This is a genomic window from Calderihabitans maritimus (assembly GCF_002207765.1).
Lineage (GTDB): Bacteria > Bacillota > KKC1 > Calderihabitantales > Calderihabitantaceae > Calderihabitans > Calderihabitans maritimus.
The window spans coordinates 1-17,188 of sequence record NZ_BDGJ01000030.1 but is presented as its reverse complement, the minus strand read 5'-3'; the positions used below and the strand labels follow the sequence as shown (position 1 = coordinate 17,188).

The following is a 17,188-nucleotide window of genomic DNA, read 5'->3' as shown; positions in this document are numbered from 1 at the left end:
TTCCTTAGCTTCAACAGCGAACAGCGCGTTAAATTTATCTATGTATTGAGTCAAGAACTCATTAGCTTGCTCTATAGAGGTGATACCGGCAATTTTAAACTCAACCGGGAGCCTGCTTTGGAGAGTTTCCCAGAGGCGTTCCACCCGGCCCTTAGCCTGAGGAGAGCGTGCAGGGATAAGAGTAATTCCCAGTTCATTCATAGCTCTTCCAAACTGGGTATCTTTGACCACCTTACCTGCAAGCTGTTCTTCAACCGTAAGCTTGGAAGCATTTGGGGACTGAAATATGGAATGTCTATCGGCATAAATGCTAGCAGGAATACCGTGTTTTTTGAGGATTTGCCAGGTGATCTCAAAGTACCCGTGAAGGCACTCATTTTTAGTGAGGTAAAGGCCGACAATTTTGCCGGTAGCATCGTCAATAGCACCGTGGAGGGCAAACTGTTCTTTAGTACCGAACCACTCAAAAGGAGAGGCATCCATCTGGATGAGGAGGCCTTCCTGCGGTTTTCTCTTTCTGCGACGGTGGGGTTTAAATCTCCTGCGTTTTTTGGGGCTTTCAATACCAGCCTCAGTCAAAATTGAATACAGGCAGGAATAGCTTAGAATGATACCTTCATGTTCTGCTAGAAGCTCTTGAAAATGTTTAAAATTGGCGTCTTTGTAGGGTTCAGAAAGTTTTAAAGCGATAATCTTCTCTTTGGTTTCCTTAGGGATTGCATGCTTGGGTGAACGGCCAGTATTTTTATGGATCAGAAACTCCGGGCCTTCTTCCATCACTCCTTTTTTTAGACGTTTAACCTGGCGTTCACTCAGGTCTAAACTTAGAGCTGCTTCCCTGACCGTGATGTGGCCATCAATGAGGGATGAAATAACACTAAACCTATTAAGTTGTTCTTGGGTCATTAGATAACGCACCTCGTCCTTCATAGTGACATTTTATCACGATAGTTTACATGGTGACATTATCACAAGATAAACACACAAATGGGACTGAGGGGCTTGTCTGGGAATGGTGGCTGTAGTATAATGAACCCAAGAATTGAATAATATGGCAGCCGGGTGCCCCCATGAGGGGGAGAATAGGGAGACAGAAAAGGGGGCGAAGCACGAGGATGATGGCAAAGTCCGCGGCCACAGGCCGGGGATTTTCTGTTATGGCGGCACGTTCGGATGAATGTTGTTTAAAAATTGGTTGTTTGCTTTGCCTTTTTGGTTTAGAAGGGCAGAGCGGGAAATTACGATTAGCTCTGAGGAAAATGATGCATGGGGGGTAGTGTATGAAGAGAGGAGGCAATGTTACTCGTCTGGCGTACACCGGTCTGTTGATTGCTCTGAGCACCGTCGGGTCTTATATCAAGGTCCCAAGCATTACCGGGACTCCTGCTTTGGATTCGGCACCCGGTTACTTTGCTGCTATGGCTTTTGGTGTCCCTGAAGGCGCTGTTGTTATCAGCCTGGGACACCTGTTGACGGCCTTGACCGCGGGATTTCCCTTGACTGTTCCGATTCATTTACTGATTGCCGCCGGGATGGCAGGATGCGCTGCATCGGTTGCTTTACTTATGCGGGCGTTCAATAAATGGGTTGCAGCTGTTGGGGGCGTTGTACTTAACGGCATCTTTTTACCCGCCCTGTTCATACCGTTACCGGGTTTTGGCAAGGCCTTCTTTATGGCTATGGTTATACCGCTGGTGATTGCCAGCGCTCTCAATATTGGTCTTGCCGTAATTATTTACGAAGCAATGAGAAAGTTTAAGTTTTCTGTTTAGTAACTTTGAAAAGGTGATGGGTGTGGCTGTCCAGATTTCCAAATTTGATGATGTTTCGGTTATAACCCTTTTGCCCGGCAGGAAACTGGTGATTGCCTGTGATTCCCTTGGGGCTATCGGGCCCAAAGAATTGGACCAGGTAAAGGTTTCAGGGTATACGGTCGGACGTTTTGCCTGCCGGGTACCTTTAATGGAAGTGATAGCCGTCGGTGCAAGGCCGCTTCTGGTGGTTAATACCCTGTGCGTGGAGCCGACGCCTACGGGGGAAGAGATACTGTCCGGCATAAGGGATGAAATAGAAGCGGCAGGGCTTGATCCCAGAATTAGTATAACGGGAAGTATGGAGAAGAACGTACCTGTATCACAAACGGGACTGGGAGTTACGGTCATCGGTCTGGCAAATGGCGATGCTTCCGGCAAGGGCGAAGGTTTGAGATGGGGTCTCGGGGCTCCAGGGGACACGGTTGTGGTCGTAGGTATGCCGAAAGTGGGGAGTGAGGTGCGTTTGGGTGATAACGAAATTGCCGATATTCCCACTCTGCTCCGGGTAGCAGATTACCCTTCGGCAGGTGATATTCTTCCTGTAGGGTCAAGCGGGATTTTGAGTGAAGCCCGAAAGATGGCCCGCCGCAGCGGTCTGCTGTTTGTCCCGAATCCAGGATCCGAGATAGACTTGGAAAAATCTGCCGGCCCTTCGACTTGTCTCCTGGTATCCTTACCTTCAGGGAAATGGGCGGACTTTTGCGAGCATCTTGCTCCAACGGGGCGTCCTTGTTTCGAGGTTGGAAGGCTGGTAGCAAAATAAAAGCTCAAAATGCACTTTGATTTTTACTCCGAAACTAAAACAAACTTGCTCCGGGTTGTTCCCATGCTATATAATTATTGTTTAGAAATAACTGGGTAGCGAGGGGATTTAAAATTGAGCAGCTTGGGAGCAAAAATAAGAGAACTGAGAAAGGAGCAGGGGCTTACCCTCAACGAACTGGCCGCGCGCATAGGCATTTCCCCATCTTTTCTCAGTGCCGTAGAACGGGGGCAGAAAAAGCCTTCTATTCCCATGGTAAAAAAGATAAGCGAAGGGTTGAAAGTTTCTGCCTACTACCTGCTGAGTGAGAACTCGCTCCAAGACGTAGGGGAGAAATTGCGTTTTGTACGGGAAGGTAGAGGCCTCAGTTTAGAAGAACTGGCAAAAATGAGTGGTGTCGGTCAGGAGACGATCAGGGCTATCGAGGCAGGCGAAAAGGAAGCAGAACTAGAGGATTTGGAACGACTGGCCGATGCTTTAACGGTTACCGTGCGTTATTTCCTGGACCGTCCCGCCACGTCCAAAAGTATCGGGGCCAGAATAAAAAGCATTCGCGAGGAAAGGGGAAAGACGGTAGCGGGGCTCGCGGAAGAAATCGGAGTTTCCCCGGGACTTATCACCCAGATTGAAAAGGATCAGACACTGCCGTCTTTTGATACGTTGGAGAAAATTGCTGACGCTCTGGACATGCCGGTATGTTACTTCCTCCTGGAACAACAGGATGTGGAAGATCTTTTGGCTTCCCTGGGTCCGGATGTGCTGCAAATGTTAGGAGACCCTCGTGTTCAGGGTGTTCTAAGAGCGGTTAAAGACTTAACTGAAGGAGAACTGAAATTTATTCTTAACCTTATCCACTTTTTTAAGAAGCAGCGGAAACTGCTTACGGCAGGTTCACCTAAAGATTTATTCTGTGTTTAGCCAAAGGGTAGATTAAAATCTACCCTTTTTTAGTTTGAGAAGAAAAATTACAATTTTTGAGCAGGAGACAAAGTTTCTTTGTCGAATATTCTAAGTAGTATAAGAGTAGGAGGGCGAGAGTTTTTAATAGGGGTGAACAAAATCAAAAACCCAATTGTATTTAGTGAAAGAAAATAAAGGGATGCTTATTTTAGACTGAAACTTTTCATCTTTTTAGCTTTGGAAAAATATTTACGAGAAATTTTTATTTTTGACCGCTTTTGTGCCCAATAGTACAAGATGTAGGAGGTGATGCCTATGGAAAACTGGGTACAAGAAAAACAGGGGTAAGAGCCAATTCTGTATGGCTAACGGGGGAAAAGAATTGGCTCTCACGGGCCCTGTTTTCCTTGTACCCATTATACCAGCAAAGTTTAAAAAAGTCATGAGTAGAAAGAGAAACCAACAAACAAAGTTGCTGGGGGTGGGTACATTGGCTGTTAATCGAGTCTTGTTGGAAAAATTGTCTTCTCTTTTCGGAGAAAGAGTACGCTGGGACAAAGTGGAAAGATTGTTGTATTCTCATGACCTGGGGGTTATACCCGGGCCGGTTAAGAGAACTATCAATTCTTCTCCTGACGCAGTCGTGCAGCCGGTTTCGGCTGATGAAGTGAAAGAATTGGTAAAACTGGCGGCCGCGGAAAAGGTTCCTCTGGTGCCCAGAGGCAGCGCTTCCGCGGGATACGGCGGCGCCGTGCCGGCAGCTGGAGGCATCGTGGTTGATTTTACTCGCATGAACAGGGTTTTGAAAGTTGATCCGGTGCAGCAGACAGTTACTGTGGAGCCGGGCGTGGTCTGGGCCCATCTGGAAGAGGAGCTTCATAAACAAGGGCTTATGCTGCGGTTATATCCGACCAGTGCTCCGGGTTCTACCGTAGCCGGTTGGGTAGCCCAGGGCGGTGCTGGTGTAGGCAGTTTTGCATACGGAACTATAGCTGATAATGTAGTAGAGGTCAAATTGGTGGATGGTCGCGGTGAAATCCGTTCTTTTTCTGGGGAAGACCTCCAGTATGTAAATTACATGGAAGGAACTACCGGACTTATTGTTGAGGTTACACTGCGCATACGTTCCCTGCAGGCGGTCGTTCCGGTAGCCGTAGCTTTTGATAGTATACAGCAGTTTAGAGATGTGATGTTGGAAGTTCGTCAAGAAAAGTTGCCGCTTTGGTCAGTAAGCTTTCAAACCGCTAACTATGTTGCTTTAATGGCTGAAGCTACCGGAGAAAAGATTGTGCCTTCCGGTAAGAATCTTGCTCTGTTCGTGTATACGGCAGATAAAACGGAAGCCGTTTTGGAACCCTTGAAGGAAATTATTATGCGCCATGGAGGGCGAATTTTAAGTGAGGACGCAGCCCGTCACGAATGGGAAAATCGTTATTACCCGATGCGCATCAAGAAGAAAGGACCTTCGTTGATTGCGGCGGAAGTAATTGTACCGATTGAAAGGGTTCCGGATTTTCTCGAAGCGGTAGCTAAAAAGAAAAACGGGGAATTTGCCTTTGAGGGAACGTTAAACGGCCCGGAAGAGGCAACTTTGCTGGGATTTATGCTGGCGGACGAGAGGAAAAAGAATTTCCCTCTTGCCTATTCGGCTTCTTTAGCGGTAGCGGATCTGGCGCCGAAATACGGCGGCAGGGTATATTCGCTGGGCATGTACTTCACTGATGCCGCTGTGCAACACTTCGGTGGGGACGGGCTGAAGGAGCTGTGGGAGAAAAAACAGGAACTGGATCCTCAGGGCATTCTTAACCCCGGCAAGGTTTTCCCGCCTTCGGTTGATGCCAAATCACCGGTTAAGGCCCTCAACACGGCTATAAATATGGCCCGCAAAGGGCAATCGCTGCTGGGTGCTGCCTCCAAACTTCTGGGTGGCATGGGGGGAGGCCGCCTGGCGGGTGAACTGCCGGAAGAAATGGCCGAGCACGCCTTCATCTGTGCCCAGTGCGGGTACTGCCGCAGTACATGTACCGTATTCGACGCTCAACCTTGGGAGAGCAACTCGCCGCGGGGCAAATGGTATATTTTAACCGAATATTTGAAAGGCAACTTAAGCATAGATGAAGAAGTAGCTTCTTCTCTCCTGTTCTGCACTACCTGTAAAAAGTGTGACGTTATCTGCCAGACGGACCTGCCTATAGCCGAACACTGGCTTCACATGCGCTTCCTGCTGAACAAGATGGGCTATGAAGTTACGGGCCTCGCTGCAGTACGAGAAAATGTTATCAAAAGCGGCAACTTCTGGGGTGTGCCCGACAAGGCGGAAATCTGGCTTAGAGAGGATATTGTATTTAAAGACCACGGTCCAATTGCTTACTGGCCCGGCTGCTGGGCATCTATAGTCATGCCTAATATGGCGCAAAATATTACCCGGATTCTCAACAAAGCCGGTGTAGAGTTCGTATATCTTAACAAAGACGACGGATGTTGCGGCCTTTATCATGCTTTAGGGGGTTACGAAAAGGATTTTGCGGAGCTGGTAAAGACCAACTACCGGCGGCTTAAAGAACGCGGAGTCAAAACCCTGCTCCTGTCTTGTCCCGGCTGTTTTGCCACCTTCATGGAAAACTATCCGGCGACGGCCCGGGCACTGGGGCTGGAGTGGGATATTGAAACCAAGCATATTCTGGTTTTCCTGGATGAACTGGTGACGGCAGGGAAAATCCAGTTCACCAAGCCGATTGAGGCTAAAGTAACTTACCACGATTCCTGCCATGTTGGCCGGTGGTTTGGTATATATGAGGAGCCGAGACGGGTGTTGAAGGCCATCCCGGGTATTGAACTGATAGAGATGGAGCATAACCGGGAGAACGCCCTTTGTTGCGGTCTGGTGGCTGCCTTCAACTCTATGCCGTCGGTGGCCCACGCCGGTACTAGACGTATTCAGGAGGCTGTGGCCACCGGTGCTCAGTACGTGGTAACCAACTGTGCGGGGTGCGGGTCTCAGTTAAACGCTACCTCTACGGCAGCCAATGCTCCCATAAAGCAGAAGGATATTACCGACCTGGTGGCTGAAGCCATGGGGATCGAACCCGTACTGGATCCCACGGAAAGCGTAGGCCGTTACATGCAGGCGGCGGTAGAATTGCTGAGCGCCAGTTCTGTCCGGAGAAAAGGGAAAAAGTAAATCTAGCATAGTGCTGGGGTAAGTCGAAAGGGCTGCCCTGAGCGGGGCAGCCCTCATGGCTTACACGCTGTCTGCCCTTACAAAAGAAACTTCTACAACCGCAATAGTCCCTCTAACGGAGGCCGGAGGCGTGAGCCCTTGCCCTTGACGGGCCCGGCAGTCTGGTATAATCCTCAAAGGGGTTGACACAACAGCTTAGTGCAGGAATTAGGGTGGCAATGGCGAATCGTATTAGCAAAATATGGCCCCCTCATTCCGATTTGCGGGCGCTGGTTGAGAACCATGGATTTGAGTTCGTGGAGACTTTTGAAAGGCCCCGGCTGTCGTGGCGTGGGGCGGTCAGGTTTATGAGGGTGTACATGGCCAGCTTCCGTAAGGTACCGAACCCCGGAAGTCGTGTGTGAAGGGACAAGGAGATAAAAGATGTTATTGGAGCAAGAACAAATCATTCATGAGATTCAGAACCAGGTCAACAGCAAGCCGGCGGTGGCGGTGGCCTATCTGATGGGATCTTACGCCGACGGCACAGCCACCCATTTAAGCGATGTGGACGTAGGTATCGGCGTTTACCCTTCCCTGTGTCCGGATACCGATACGGCCATGGAACTGGCGGAAGGTCTGGAATACCGTCTGATCCAGGCCTTGTTTCCCGCTTATGATCCCGATCCCTGGACGGAGTGGCTTTTTTACCCGGTGGAAGTAGTGGTACTCAATGCTTCCCACACCCGGCCGTCTTTGCCCTGGATGCTGGCCGCTGCCCTGCCGGTTTATACTCCGGATGCCTCCTTCCGGGCCGAACTGGAAGAGCTGGCCTTTCGCAAGGGCCGTCCTACACCGGAAGAAGCCAGGATCGCCGCCTGGCGGCTCAAGGCGGCATGGATTGTTCGGGCAGCCCGAGGCCAGGTGTATGCTCCCTACGAAAGGTTGCTGCGCACCTGCTTGAATCTCGCCCACCGGGCGGTGGTCAGGCTGGGGTTACCGGTTCCTCCAGAACGGCGTCAGCTACCCCTGGTCCTGGCCGAAGCCGGGGTGGTTTCCTGGCGGGCGGTTTCTTTTTTGATCGAGGCCATAGAAATTTTAAGCCACAGGGACATGGATATGAAGAAGTGGAAAAACCTGCACAGCGGTATGCGCCTGCTGGCGGACTACGCCTTTCAGGTGGAAGATGCGCTGGAAAGGAACTGTTGAATTGGATCGGTTCAGAAAAACCTCCTCGGGTCTTTTTGGCGTTCACCGGGCCGGGCACATGCGCCATTGGATTGCATCCCTGGAGCCTTTTGGCCGACGGCAATGTCCTGGCTGGAGGAACAGGGCCTGGGCCTTCGGTGTGGCTTTGTGGTCAGCTTGAACGATCTTGGCTAAAAAGGAAAAGGACCGGAAATGTCGAATAATACCTTGGGTGAAATTTTATGCTCGTTTTGCACGGAACCTGGCTTCCCGCTGGCACAGCGGTGAAAGACAGAGGTTATTTTTTTGTTTGGGGGGAAATGGTTCCCGGGACAGAGTTTCCCGATGCCGTCCTGCCCCGGCGCAGGGGACGGCGGCCCCGGGGATGGCACCCTGGGCAGGCCGAGATGGCGGATTTACACCACGGGCTGGCTTTAAAACAGGTGCCGGAAACCATTCGGCTTTGGCTGTTGCTACCCACCTCCGGCGGTCGGCCCCAATTCTCGCCCTTGGTGCCGGTGACCGGTACGCCCGATGATGCCAACGGGGAGGTTACCCTTGCGCCGTGGTTGGTGGAAGGTTTTTTGCTGTCCGTCGGGCAGGCTGTAGAGTTGCTTTTATATAAGCGATTTTCCTTTGAAGCCGTTTTGCCCGCTGCCGAATGGCACTTTTGGCGGCGGGTGGCCCTCTGGGCTATGGAACTGCTCGCCCGGCAGCGCTTCATCCCTATGTTGGACGAAAAAACCTACCAGGCTGTGTGGCGGCCGGTGTTCAATGCCGCCGAAGATATGCACAGGCTGGAATTGTTGGCACGTTCCATGCCCCCGGCATGCCTGGCCGTGGCTGGTTTGAAAAACGGCGCCAGCCCTGGGAAGGAAGACAGCAGCATACTGCCGGCACCTGGGGCTATGCTTATGGATTTTGTCCGATGTATGGTTCAGGAGAAAATTTCTGGCTGGCTGGCCTCCATGCCTGCCGCCCGGTTTGAGGGTATTCGCAGCCAGGCGGGTGCGCGCTGGGTGGAGGCCTTGAGGCGTGGTGGCGGGCCGGTAGATCTGCCTGAAGAAGTGCTTAAAACCATGGCGGGTGAATTAATTGCCTGGCGCTCCCCCGTTTCCCGTCGGCAGGCGTCCTTTCGCACCTGTTTCCGTCTGGAGCCGCCCCCGGAACCGGAGGAAAAAGACGTTCGGGATCCCGATGCCGGGGAGGATGAAACCTGGACGTTGCGTTTCTTTTTGCAGGCTGTCGACGATCCCAGCCTGCTGGTGCCGGCAGAGGCGGTCTGGAAGGAAAGAAGCTCCACCCTGCACTTTTTGCGGCGTCGGTTTGAAAATCCGCAGGAACGCTTGCTGGCGGACTTGGGGCAGGCCTGCCGGTTGTTCCCGCCTCTAATCAAGGCCCTGGACACCCCGTGTCCCACCCACTGTCTCCTTTCTACCGCCCAAGCTTACACCTTTTTGAAACAGGCCGTCCCGTTATTGAAAGAAAGCGGCCTGGGCGTACAGGTGCCCGCCTGGTGGAGCGGAGAAGGAACCTCCGCCGGGTTGGGCCTGCGCCTGAAATTGAGGCAGTCCTCAAAGGGGCTGAGCAAAGGGGTGGGCCGGGGAATTATCAGCCTGCACACCCTGGTGGAGTTCAACTGGGAACTGGCCCTGGGTGAAGAAACCATAAGCGCGGCGGAATTTCAAAAACTGGCGGCCATGAAGGTTCCGTTGATGCGTGTGAAGGGCCGGTGGGTGGAAATTGACCCCGCACAGATGGAAAAGGCCCTCAATCTGGTGGCCGGGAAGGGAAAGAAATTTAGCCTGACGTTGGGGGAGGCCATGCGTCTGGCTGCAGGAATACCGTCCGGAAGCGCACCGGATCCCGGCGACCTTCCCGTTACGGGCATAGACGCCGAAGGAGAGCTTGCCCGGGTGCTGGAAGAATTGCAGGAGGAGAGCAAGCTGACCCTGCTGCCGACGCCGGAAAGTTTCCGGGGACAGCTGCGCCCCTACCAGGTGCGGGGTTTTTCCTGGATGGTCTTTCTGTCGCGCATGGGCATGGGGGGCTGCCTGGCCGACGACATGGGGCTGGGCAAGACTATCCAGTTTCTGGCCTTTCTGCTGCACCGGGTGGAGCAGGGATTATCCCAGGGGCCGGCGCTGTTGGTCTGTCCCACGTCAGTGGTGGGCAACTGGCAGCGGGAGGCAGCCCGTTTTGCGCCGAGGTTGCGGGTGCTGGTCCATCACGGTCCAAACCGCCTGCAGGGGAAGGATTTTATCCGGGAGGCAAAGGCCAGTCACCTGGTGTTGACTACTTATGCTCTGGCCCAGCGGGACGGGCGATTGCTGGCCAGCGTGGAATGGGACGGGGTGGTGCTGGATGAAGCGCAAAATATAAAGAACCCGGGAGCCAAGCAGACCCGCAGTGTGAAGAGATTAAAGTGCGGCTACCGTTTTGCCCTTACGGGCACACCAGTGGAAAACCGCTTGTCGGAACTGTGGTCCATCATGGATTTCTTAAACCCCGGTTTTCTCGGACCGGCTGCCGATTTCAACCGCCGTTTTGCCGTGCCCATTGAGCGTTACGGCCACCGGGAAAAGACCCGACGTCTCCAACAACTGGTGAGGCCCTTCATCCTTCGGCGGGTGAAGACCGATCCCCGAATCATTCAGGACCTGCCGGAAAAACAGGAAAGCAATGTTTACTGCAATCTGACCAGGGAACAGGCCACCCTTTACGAGGCGGTAGTGCGGGAAATGCTGGAGCGCATTGAAGGGGCGGAAGGCATGGAACGCCGGGGCCTGGTGCTGGCTGCCACCACCAGGTTGAAACAGATCTGCAACCATCCGGCTCAATTCCTGGCGGACGGCATTCTGGAACCTAAACGTTCGGGCAAGATGATGCGCCTTTTGGAACTGCTGGAGGAAATTCTGGATGGTGGGGAAAAAGCGTTGATTTTCACCCAGTTTGCCCGCATGGGGGAAATATTGAAGAACCAGCTACAGGTCCGCTTCGGTCGGGAGGTGCTTTTCCTGTACGGAGGCGTGGGCCAACGCCAGCGGGACCGTATGGTGGAACGCTTCCAGCAGCGGTCCGGCCCGGCCCTTTTTGTCATTTCCCTTAAAGCGGGAGGCGTGGGCCTGAACTTGACCCGTGCCAACCATGTATTTCACTTTGACCGCTGGTGGAACCCGGCCGTGGAGGACCAGGCCACCGACCGGGCCTTTCGCATCGGCCAGAAGAAAAACGTTTTCGTTTATAAGTTTATCTGTAGCGGCACCCTGGAAGAAAAGATTGACCGGCTGATTACCGAAAAAAAGAATCTGGCCGGAAGTATCATCACCACGGCCGAAGAGTGGCTGACGGAAATGAGTACCGATGAACTGCGGGAACTCTTCACCTTGAGCAGGCAGGCCGTCGATGAAGATTAGCGGGGAGGTGTTCACCCTGGCTTCCAAAAAAGAATTCGGCTCTACCTGGTGGGGACAACGCTGGATAAAGGTGCTGGAATCCTTCGGCTGGAGAAGCCGCCTCCAGCGCGGGCGAACTTACGCCCGGGCAGGCCATGTGCTGGAAATAAACATTAAACCGGGGCAGGTAACCGCGCTGGTGCAGGGTAGGCGTTCACGTCCTTATAGGGTGACCATAGAAATGAAGACCATTTCGGACCGGGACTGGGAAAAGGTGATCGAGGCCTTGGCCGGTCGGGCGGTGTTTGCCGCCCTTTTGCTGGCAGGAGAAATGCCCCGAGATATTGAGGAAGCCTTTCGCCAGGTACGCCTGTCCCTGTTTCCCGGTGCGGTGAGAGATATCAAAACCGACTGTTCTTGCCCCGACTGGGCTAACCCCTGCAAACACATCGCGGCCGTTTATTACTTATTGGGTCGGAAGTTCGATGAGGATCCCTTCCTCCTGTTCCTGCTGCGGGGGCGCAGCAAGGAGCAATTAGTCTCCGCCCTGCGGGAGAGAAGATCGACCCGGGCGGAACAGGAGGAACGAGAGGAGGATTTGTCGCCCTGCGGCGAACCCACGGGGTCGGTACTGGAAAAGCAGCTGGACCGGTTCTGGGACGAGGGGGAGGATGCATGCGGTTTACTTTTTCACCCTGTTTCGCCGGAGGTGGATGCTGGTTTGTTGAAAACTCTGGGGCCGCCCCCCTTCTGGAGGGGCCGGGAGGATCTAGACTTGTGGTTGGCCGATTGCTATCGTACCATCAGCCGGCGGGCGAGGGAAGAGTGGCCGGAAGAGCGAAGGTAAAGCCATCGCACTCGAAGACCTTCTCGGTATTCGTGAGAGAACCAAGGATTCCAAGAAATTCAACCGGATGATGTCCGGCTGGAACTTCCGGGGGCTGGCATCTTTCATCGGATACAAAGCCGCTCTTGCTGGTGTGTCCCTTATCTATGTTGACCCCAAGGAAACTTCCAAGACCTGTCCGAAGTGCGGGAACATTTCCAGCCACAACCGCAAGGTTCAGGGATGGTTCAGATACACCAAATGCGGCTACCAGTCCGATGCGGAAAGGGTTGGAGCTCTGAACGTCGCTGCCAAAGCGCTCGATGCTCTCGGGGCATAGCCCTGGGAGAAAGGGGAGTGTGACACCCCTTAAGGCCAAGGTAATAATGGTGGTCAACCTCCGGAATGCGTTATACCAGATCAACCGTATCCTGCTTGCTGACTACATAAAACTCGTTATAATCGCTCTCCTCTAGGTCCGGGAAGCGGCATCGGCGTAATGTAATTTTTCCAGCAGCAATTCTGCGCTTTGCAGTTTCTTTTTCGCCAACTCCAGCCTGTAATGTGCTAACTCCAGACGGCTTATTGACTCCATAGTGCGTACCCCTCGGACAATACTTCCCTTACAAAAGGAACTCCCTTTTTCTTGAATAATTCAAATTCGTCCTCACCGTATATCTTCAGCGATAGGTCAATACCGTACTTCAAGTTAACGTCAAGAACATAATCGTAAATCCTTGACCTGTTAATTGTTGATCTGTCTTTAACTACAATCAACACATCATAATCTGAATCTTGCCGGGCATCGCTCCTCGCCTGGGGACCAAACAGCTGGACCAACCGTATTTCGCCCGGGTACAAGTCATTCAAATAATCGACCAGTCCCTGGAGAATTCTTTTCTCTAACGAACCTTGCTTCATGGACACCATTTCTTTTGGGCATTACCATCCAATTTTTGGTATCATTATATCACAGAAAACCACTACCTCGAAAGCCTGTCCACGGTTTCTACGGAAGAAACGACCCTGTGCCTGATAATGAAGTGTCAACGGGGTGGCGCAGCTGGTTCAAGTTCCGGTGTAATGGAAAATATATTCACTCGGGTATTTTTTCCAGCGTTATGGTTTCGCCCTCTGAGACTTTTGCCCACTCTTTGGGGTTACCGGAAAGCCTGCCGATAAGGGTAACGGGGCTGGCCGGCTTTATTTCTGTTTCTGTAGAGACGGGGGTTTTCCCAAAAAAGATACAAAAGCAACGGCCGCTCGGCCAGTAGGCCAGGTCGCCTTCCTCGACGGTTTCGACAGGGTTTTCAGGCCCTTTGTAGACGGGAATTTCAAAATAAATCTCTTCTCCCCAGGTGTTTACTTTTCCCTTGATCGGCAGCTTTTCCCAGATGGATTTGGCCGTTTCCGTGTCATTTAGCTGAGCTTCCATTTGGACCTTAGCGGTGATAATTTTGATCCTTTTTATTATCCCTGCGCTCTCCTTTCTCCAACGGCTTTTAATTTTTTAAAATTTTCAGGGGGGAACTAATTAATTAGCTAAACACTGCTGTTTTAACAGCAGGTATTTTTTAATGTGTTTTATTATACTGCTTTAAAGCATTAGAAAATACAATAATAGAAAAATATGGTATCATATAAGTAAATAAAAAAATTATAATCAGAAAATTACAGAAAAGTTTGTTTTAGGTAAACAGTATAGGCTAGAAAAAGAGTCCTATACCCGATTCTATCAGTGAATGACGGGTGAGCAGGGTAGGAGATTGGTAGATGGAGACGGGTTGAGAAATGAAATCTGATTGATTGCAAAAATGCTAAAACACGAACCATCAAAACAATGCGGGTTATTTTAAAAAAATCGAAGGAGAGATTTTTTGTATGTTACAGAAAAAATGGTATTCTGCTATCAAAATACGAAAATCGAGGAGAAAATTTAACGGTAAACCGCTAGGGGAAAAGGTCAAAACAAAACTAAAAAAGTTTTGCAAAGAGTTTAACCCTTTTTCAGAAGTACGTGCTTGTATTGTGTTTAAAGACTTAGTGCACCTCAAGTTGCCAAATTTGTCAAAATTTAATGATGATTTTCCTATAAAAACCCTCTTTTATGTGGACCTGCTGACCGCTTTTGGGAAAGAGAAGGCAGTTGAGACAAGTTGGTGATAAGGGCTCGTTTGGGTCTTCAGATAATACGACCTTCCCTCAGATGAATTCAGCACAATGGGGTTTTTCTTTACTAAGTGATTAAAGAGGGAAAAAGTTGCCTTTGTGGATGAAACTATGGAACTTCTTGATCTGAAGGCTTACAGCGGCACTGTACACAGTAATTAGGAAGGGAATTTACACCTATGATGGAATACGACCGAAAAATTTTTCCTTATGCAGCAATGACATTTTTAGCAGCACCAATAGCTGTAGTGCTACATGAGTTAGCTCACCTTCTAGTCTACATTATGAATGGGATTCCGGCCCAATTTGTTAGCTTTTCGTCAGCTGTACCAGTCGGTGCTTCTACTGGCAGTCCTGCTGTTTATGGGGCCATTACACACCAGGAAGGCCCGGCCTGGATTATTGGTACCGAGTATGGAAAACCCCCTACTTCAAAAAAATTTATAAATTCTAAAATCTTGGAGGGGTAATTATGAAGCATAAATCTCTTATTATTTATTTAGTAATCACAACTGTCCTAAGTGCAGGATTCATTGTATTGATGAAATTTGTTGGGCAAAAGGGATTCTTTCTTGCCCAATTTTATATGTTAGGACCAGCAATAGCTGCTATTATCACAAGAGCCTTCTTTTACGAAAATAAGTTCAAAGATGCAAACTTAAAAATTGGGAAACCTAAATATTATCTCCAATTCTGGGCCATTGCTTCAGGCATAACAGTACTATCTTATGTTATCTTTACATTGCTTGGAGCAATAAGTTGGGATTTTACCGGGCAATCTTTCTTAGATAATTTAGCGAAACAACTCGCATCAACAGGGCAGGATATAAATAAGAATCTACCACCCGGTTTTACTCCCCAAATGATGTTGTGGTTATTCTTTATTGGTGGATTAACGATTTTTAACCTTTTTCCGGGAATAATAACAGGTTTTGGAGAAGAATTCGGCTGGAGAGGATTTATGTTTCCTCAATTGTACAAAATCAAGCCATGGGTTGCATTTATTATTGGAGGATTGATCTGGTATGCGTGGCATATTCCTCTCGTGTTACTCTTCCCACAAACCTACGGCTATACTCTTTGGCAGACGATGCTCAATGTTGTTACCTTAGCAATTGGTTCAATTTGCACATTTACTTTTTTAGCTTATGTTTACATTAAAACTGAAAATATTTTTGTAACATCTGTTGCACATATAACGCTTAACAATTCTGCAAGGTCTTTCGCTTATTTTGCAATTGTGCAAAACCAACTCCTTGCCAATATCGGATTAACAATTACAATGTTAATTGTGGTTGCTGTTTTATTCTATTCTAAGAAATTAAAAGTATTTGAAGAATATTTTAAGAAGAAATGTGACACTGATAGAGGGTGTTAAAATGATGAACATACCAGAACATAATATTGCAAATTCTAGAATATGCTTCACTTGCACCAAGCTCGCCCAAAATTAAGTTATCTACAGAACTATACATCTGCCTATAAAGGAGAAGTGAATTCTTGAATATCGCAGGGAAGCGCAATCAAATTCACATCTTCTTCTAAAAGCTGTGGAGCCGGATTGTAGAAACATTAGGAGAAACACAACATTTCAAAATAAATCTCTTCTCCTCAGGTGTTCACTTTTCCCTTGATCGGAAGTTTTTCCCAGATGAATTTGGCCGTTTCCGTGTCATTCAACTGAGCTTTCATTTGGACCTTAGCGGTGATAATTTTGATCCTTTTCATTATCCCTGCGCTCTCCTTTCTCCAACGGCCTTAAGTCTTTACTAAAATTATGACTAAATTATACCATAAGGGAATGAAGAAATCGAATATTAAGAAAAAACCTTGTGGCCGCCCGCGCCGTAAGGCGTACAGGCCTGTTGATGGAAGGGATGGCTGTTGGGAGCAAAAAATTTTTTGCTGACTGGAGCACCGGGGGTGGGGAAAACAACGATTGTAATTAAACTTGCCCGCCTTTTGGGAGATAAAGCGGCTGGTTTTTATACCGCGGAAATTCGCGCCAACAACCGCCGCCGGGGCTTTGAAATCGTTTCTTTAGCGAGCGGGGAAAAATCCGTTTTGGCTCATATCGATTTTCAGGGGCGGTACCGGGTTGGCAAATACGGGGTTAAGCCTGAGAACCTGTCAGGAGTTATCGATGAGATAAATAACTGTATCGTGGAAAACCGGTTCAAATGCCTGATTATCGATGAGATAGGGAAAATGGAGCTTTATAATGCGGAGTTCAGGGAAGCTGTTCTGCTGGCTATTGAGTCTCCTTTGCCAGTAGTGGCCACAATAATGGCCAGGCCTCACCCCTTTTGTGATGCTCTAAAAAAGCGGGCCGATGTTAGGCTAATCGAAGTAACGAAGGACAATAGGGACGAGCTTCCGGAAAAGATTATCAGAGATTTCCTGTTAGAGCTAGGTTTTTACAATCTGGGAGCCTCTTTTAAAAGCCATGAATGAGATAAAGTCATGAATTGAGATAAGCCGTAAATGAGAGGAATGAGGAGATGGTCATGGTCAGGATGCTTCACCTGGCAGACCTGCACCTAGGCTGGAAGCCCTCCTATCTGGAAGATGACAGAGGCAGGGTCCGCCAGAGGGGACGGGATTCTCTGAATGTGCCCTGGAACTCTCAAACGAAATGTCTGAAAGGATTATACCTGATGATAAAGGATTACGACTCTTGCCCCTGACAACCGTACCTTTCCCATACTTCTCTGCGTAGGCTCCAGCGGCTACGTCCCGTTTCTGAAAGACTACAAAGTTTGCTGCATCCACACCAAAGGCAGAAAGTTCGGGGAAGTCCTGCTGACCATAGACGTTAATTCCTCAATGCCAGTTATTAGTTTCTACCGAAAGGAACTTTCGGTAAGCAGAGTTCCCTACGAGACTTTTTATGCCACCAGTCTTGAGCTTTTGTTCGAGGTGCTCAAGAACTTGCTGCCGCACCTGAGCATCCCTTTCGGCTTCCTGGGGGTT

At 49.9% G+C, this 17,188-nt stretch carries 17 protein-coding genes; 12 read left to right on the top strand and 5 right to left on the bottom strand.

Annotated elements, in window-relative coordinates:
• Positions 1-906, bottom strand: a 906-nt coding sequence (locus KKC1_RS03955; RefSeq protein ID WP_088553210.1) for an ISNCY family transposase, incomplete at its 3' end; no start/stop codon positions are given.
• Positions 907-1,280: 374 nt separating this feature from the next.
• Between KKC1_RS03955 and KKC1_RS03950 the strand changes: the two genes are divergently transcribed.
• The 8 genes from KKC1_RS03950 (at position 1,281) to KKC1_RS17345 (ending at position 12,386) form a co-directional block, all read left to right on the top strand.
• The gene (locus tag KKC1_RS03950) at positions 1,281-1,772 is read left to right on the top strand and encodes an ECF transporter S component (RefSeq protein ID WP_088553209.1); all 492 of its coding nucleotides are present in this window, start codon (positions 1,281-1,283) and stop codon (positions 1,770-1,772) included.
• A 22-nt stretch (positions 1,773-1,794) separates the two neighbouring features.
• Positions 1,795-2,577 (top strand): AIR synthase related protein, encoded by a 783-nt coding sequence (locus KKC1_RS03945; RefSeq protein ID WP_202819934.1) that lies wholly within the window; start codon positions 1,795-1,797, stop codon positions 2,575-2,577.
• 114 nt (positions 2,578-2,691) lie between these two features.
• On the top strand, positions 2,692-3,495 hold the full coding sequence (locus KKC1_RS03940) for a helix-turn-helix domain-containing protein (RefSeq protein WP_088553208.1): 804 nt from the start codon (positions 2,692-2,694) through the stop codon (positions 3,493-3,495).
• 463 nt (positions 3,496-3,958) lie between these two features.
• A complete protein-coding gene (locus KKC1_RS03935) occupies positions 3,959-6,658 on the top strand; it encodes an FAD-binding and (Fe-S)-binding domain-containing protein (protein WP_428844925.1) in 2,700 nt (899 codons plus the stop codon).
• A 423-nt stretch (positions 6,659-7,081) separates the two neighbouring features.
• Positions 7,082-7,846 carry a nucleotidyltransferase domain-containing protein gene (locus KKC1_RS03930; protein ID WP_088553207.1) on the top strand — a complete coding sequence of 255 codons (765 nt, stop codon included), beginning with the start codon at positions 7,082-7,084 and terminating at the stop codon, positions 7,844-7,846.
• Positions 7,847-8,067: 221 nt separating this feature from the next.
• Positions 8,068-11,241, top strand: a complete 3,174-nt coding sequence (locus KKC1_RS03920; RefSeq protein WP_088553205.1) for a DEAD/DEAH box helicase — start codon at positions 8,068-8,070, stop codon at positions 11,239-11,241.
• A complete protein-coding gene (locus tag KKC1_RS03915; RefSeq protein WP_088553204.1) occupies positions 11,231-12,067 on the top strand; it encodes an SWIM zinc finger family protein in 837 nt (278 codons plus the stop codon). Before KKC1_RS03920 ends, KKC1_RS03915 begins: the two co-directional genes overlap by 11 nt.
• Complete coding sequence (locus KKC1_RS17345) at positions 12,009-12,386, top strand: zinc ribbon domain-containing protein (protein ID WP_088553203.1); 378 nt, start codon at positions 12,009-12,011, stop codon at positions 12,384-12,386. Before KKC1_RS03915 ends, KKC1_RS17345 begins: the two co-directional genes overlap by 59 nt.
• Positions 12,387-12,518: 132 nt before the next feature.
• Here the strand turns inward: KKC1_RS17345 and KKC1_RS17000 are convergent, their stop codons facing one another.
• The 3 genes from KKC1_RS17000 to KKC1_RS03900 form a co-directional block, all read right to left on the bottom strand.
• Complete coding sequence (locus KKC1_RS17000; protein ID WP_272946650.1) at positions 12,519-12,641, bottom strand: hypothetical protein; 123 nt, start codon at positions 12,639-12,641, stop codon at positions 12,519-12,521.
• A complete protein-coding gene (locus KKC1_RS03905; protein WP_088553202.1) occupies positions 12,629-12,967 on the bottom strand; it encodes a nucleotidyltransferase domain-containing protein in 339 nt (112 codons plus the stop codon). Before KKC1_RS03905 ends, KKC1_RS17000 begins: the two co-directional genes overlap by 13 nt.
• 175 nt (positions 12,968-13,142) lie before the next feature.
• Positions 13,143-13,502 carry a cyclophilin-like fold protein gene (locus KKC1_RS03900; protein ID WP_272946651.1) on the bottom strand — a complete coding sequence of 120 codons (360 nt, stop codon included), beginning with the start codon at positions 13,500-13,502 and terminating at the stop codon, positions 13,143-13,145.
• 425 nt (positions 13,503-13,927) lie between these two features.
• On the opposite strand from KKC1_RS03900, the gene KKC1_RS03895 reads away from it, so the two are divergent.
• The 3 genes from KKC1_RS03895 to KKC1_RS03885 all read left to right on the top strand — a co-directional run bounded on the left by KKC1_RS03895 (position 13,928) and on the right by KKC1_RS03885 (position 15,593).
• Positions 13,928-14,209 (top strand): nitroreductase family protein, encoded by a 282-nt coding sequence (locus KKC1_RS03895; RefSeq protein ID WP_088553200.1) that lies wholly within the window; start codon positions 13,928-13,930, stop codon positions 14,207-14,209.
• Between the two features lie 185 nt (positions 14,210-14,394).
• Entirely contained in the window at positions 14,395-14,685 is a 291-nt protein-coding gene (locus KKC1_RS03890) for a hypothetical protein (RefSeq protein WP_088553199.1), read from the top strand.
• A gap of 2 nt (positions 14,686-14,687) precedes the next feature.
• A complete protein-coding gene (locus KKC1_RS03885; protein ID WP_088553198.1) occupies positions 14,688-15,593 on the top strand; it encodes a CPBP family intramembrane glutamic endopeptidase in 906 nt (301 codons plus the stop codon).
• Between the two features lie 233 nt (positions 15,594-15,826).
• On the opposite strand, the gene KKC1_RS17340 is transcribed toward KKC1_RS03885, so the two are convergent.
• Positions 15,827-15,943 (bottom strand): cyclophilin-like family protein, encoded by a 117-nt coding sequence (locus tag KKC1_RS17340; protein ID WP_088553197.1) that lies wholly within the window; start codon positions 15,941-15,943, stop codon positions 15,827-15,829.
• A gap of 156 nt (positions 15,944-16,099) precedes the next feature.
• On the opposite strand from KKC1_RS17340, the gene KKC1_RS03875 reads away from it, so the two are divergent.
• The gene (locus KKC1_RS03875; protein ID WP_192868067.1) at positions 16,100-16,669 is read left to right on the top strand and encodes an NTPase; all 570 of its coding nucleotides are present in this window, start codon (positions 16,100-16,102) and stop codon (positions 16,667-16,669) included.
• Positions 16,670-17,188: the final 519 nt, after the last annotated feature.

What these genes read in the sequence shown, in the direction of transcription:
- KKC1_RS03920 (WP_088553205.1), top strand. Translation starts at nt 8,068, where the DNA reads ATGCTCGTTTTGCACGGAACCTGGCTTCCCGCTGGCACAGCGGTGAAA.
- KKC1_RS03885 (WP_088553198.1), top strand. Translation starts at nt 14,688, where the DNA reads ATGAAGCATAAATCTCTTATTATTTATTTAGTAATCACAACTGTCCTA.
- KKC1_RS17340 (WP_088553197.1), bottom strand. Translation starts at nt 15,943, where the DNA reads ATGAAAAGGATCAAAATTATCACCGCTAAGGTCCAAATGAAAGCTCAG.
- KKC1_RS03895 (WP_088553200.1), top strand. Translation starts at nt 13,928, where the DNA reads ATGTTACAGAAAAAATGGTATTCTGCTATCAAAATACGAAAATCGAGG.
- KKC1_RS17000 (WP_272946650.1), bottom strand. Translation starts at nt 12,641, where the DNA reads ATGGAGTCAATAAGCCGTCTGGAGTTAGCACATTACAGGCTGGAGTTG.
- KKC1_RS03930 (WP_088553207.1), top strand. Translation starts at nt 7,082, where the DNA reads ATGTTATTGGAGCAAGAACAAATCATTCATGAGATTCAGAACCAGGTC.
- KKC1_RS03915 (WP_088553204.1), top strand. Translation starts at nt 11,231, where the DNA reads ATGAAGATTAGCGGGGAGGTGTTCACCCTGGCTTCCAAAAAAGAATTC.
- KKC1_RS03905 (WP_088553202.1), bottom strand. Translation starts at nt 12,967, where the DNA reads ATGAAGCAAGGTTCGTTAGAGAAAAGAATTCTCCAGGGACTGGTCGAT.
- KKC1_RS03950 (WP_088553209.1), top strand. Translation starts at nt 1,281, where the DNA reads ATGAAGAGAGGAGGCAATGTTACTCGTCTGGCGTACACCGGTCTGTTG.
- KKC1_RS03890 (WP_088553199.1), top strand. Translation starts at nt 14,395, where the DNA reads ATGATGGAATACGACCGAAAAATTTTTCCTTATGCAGCAATGACATTT.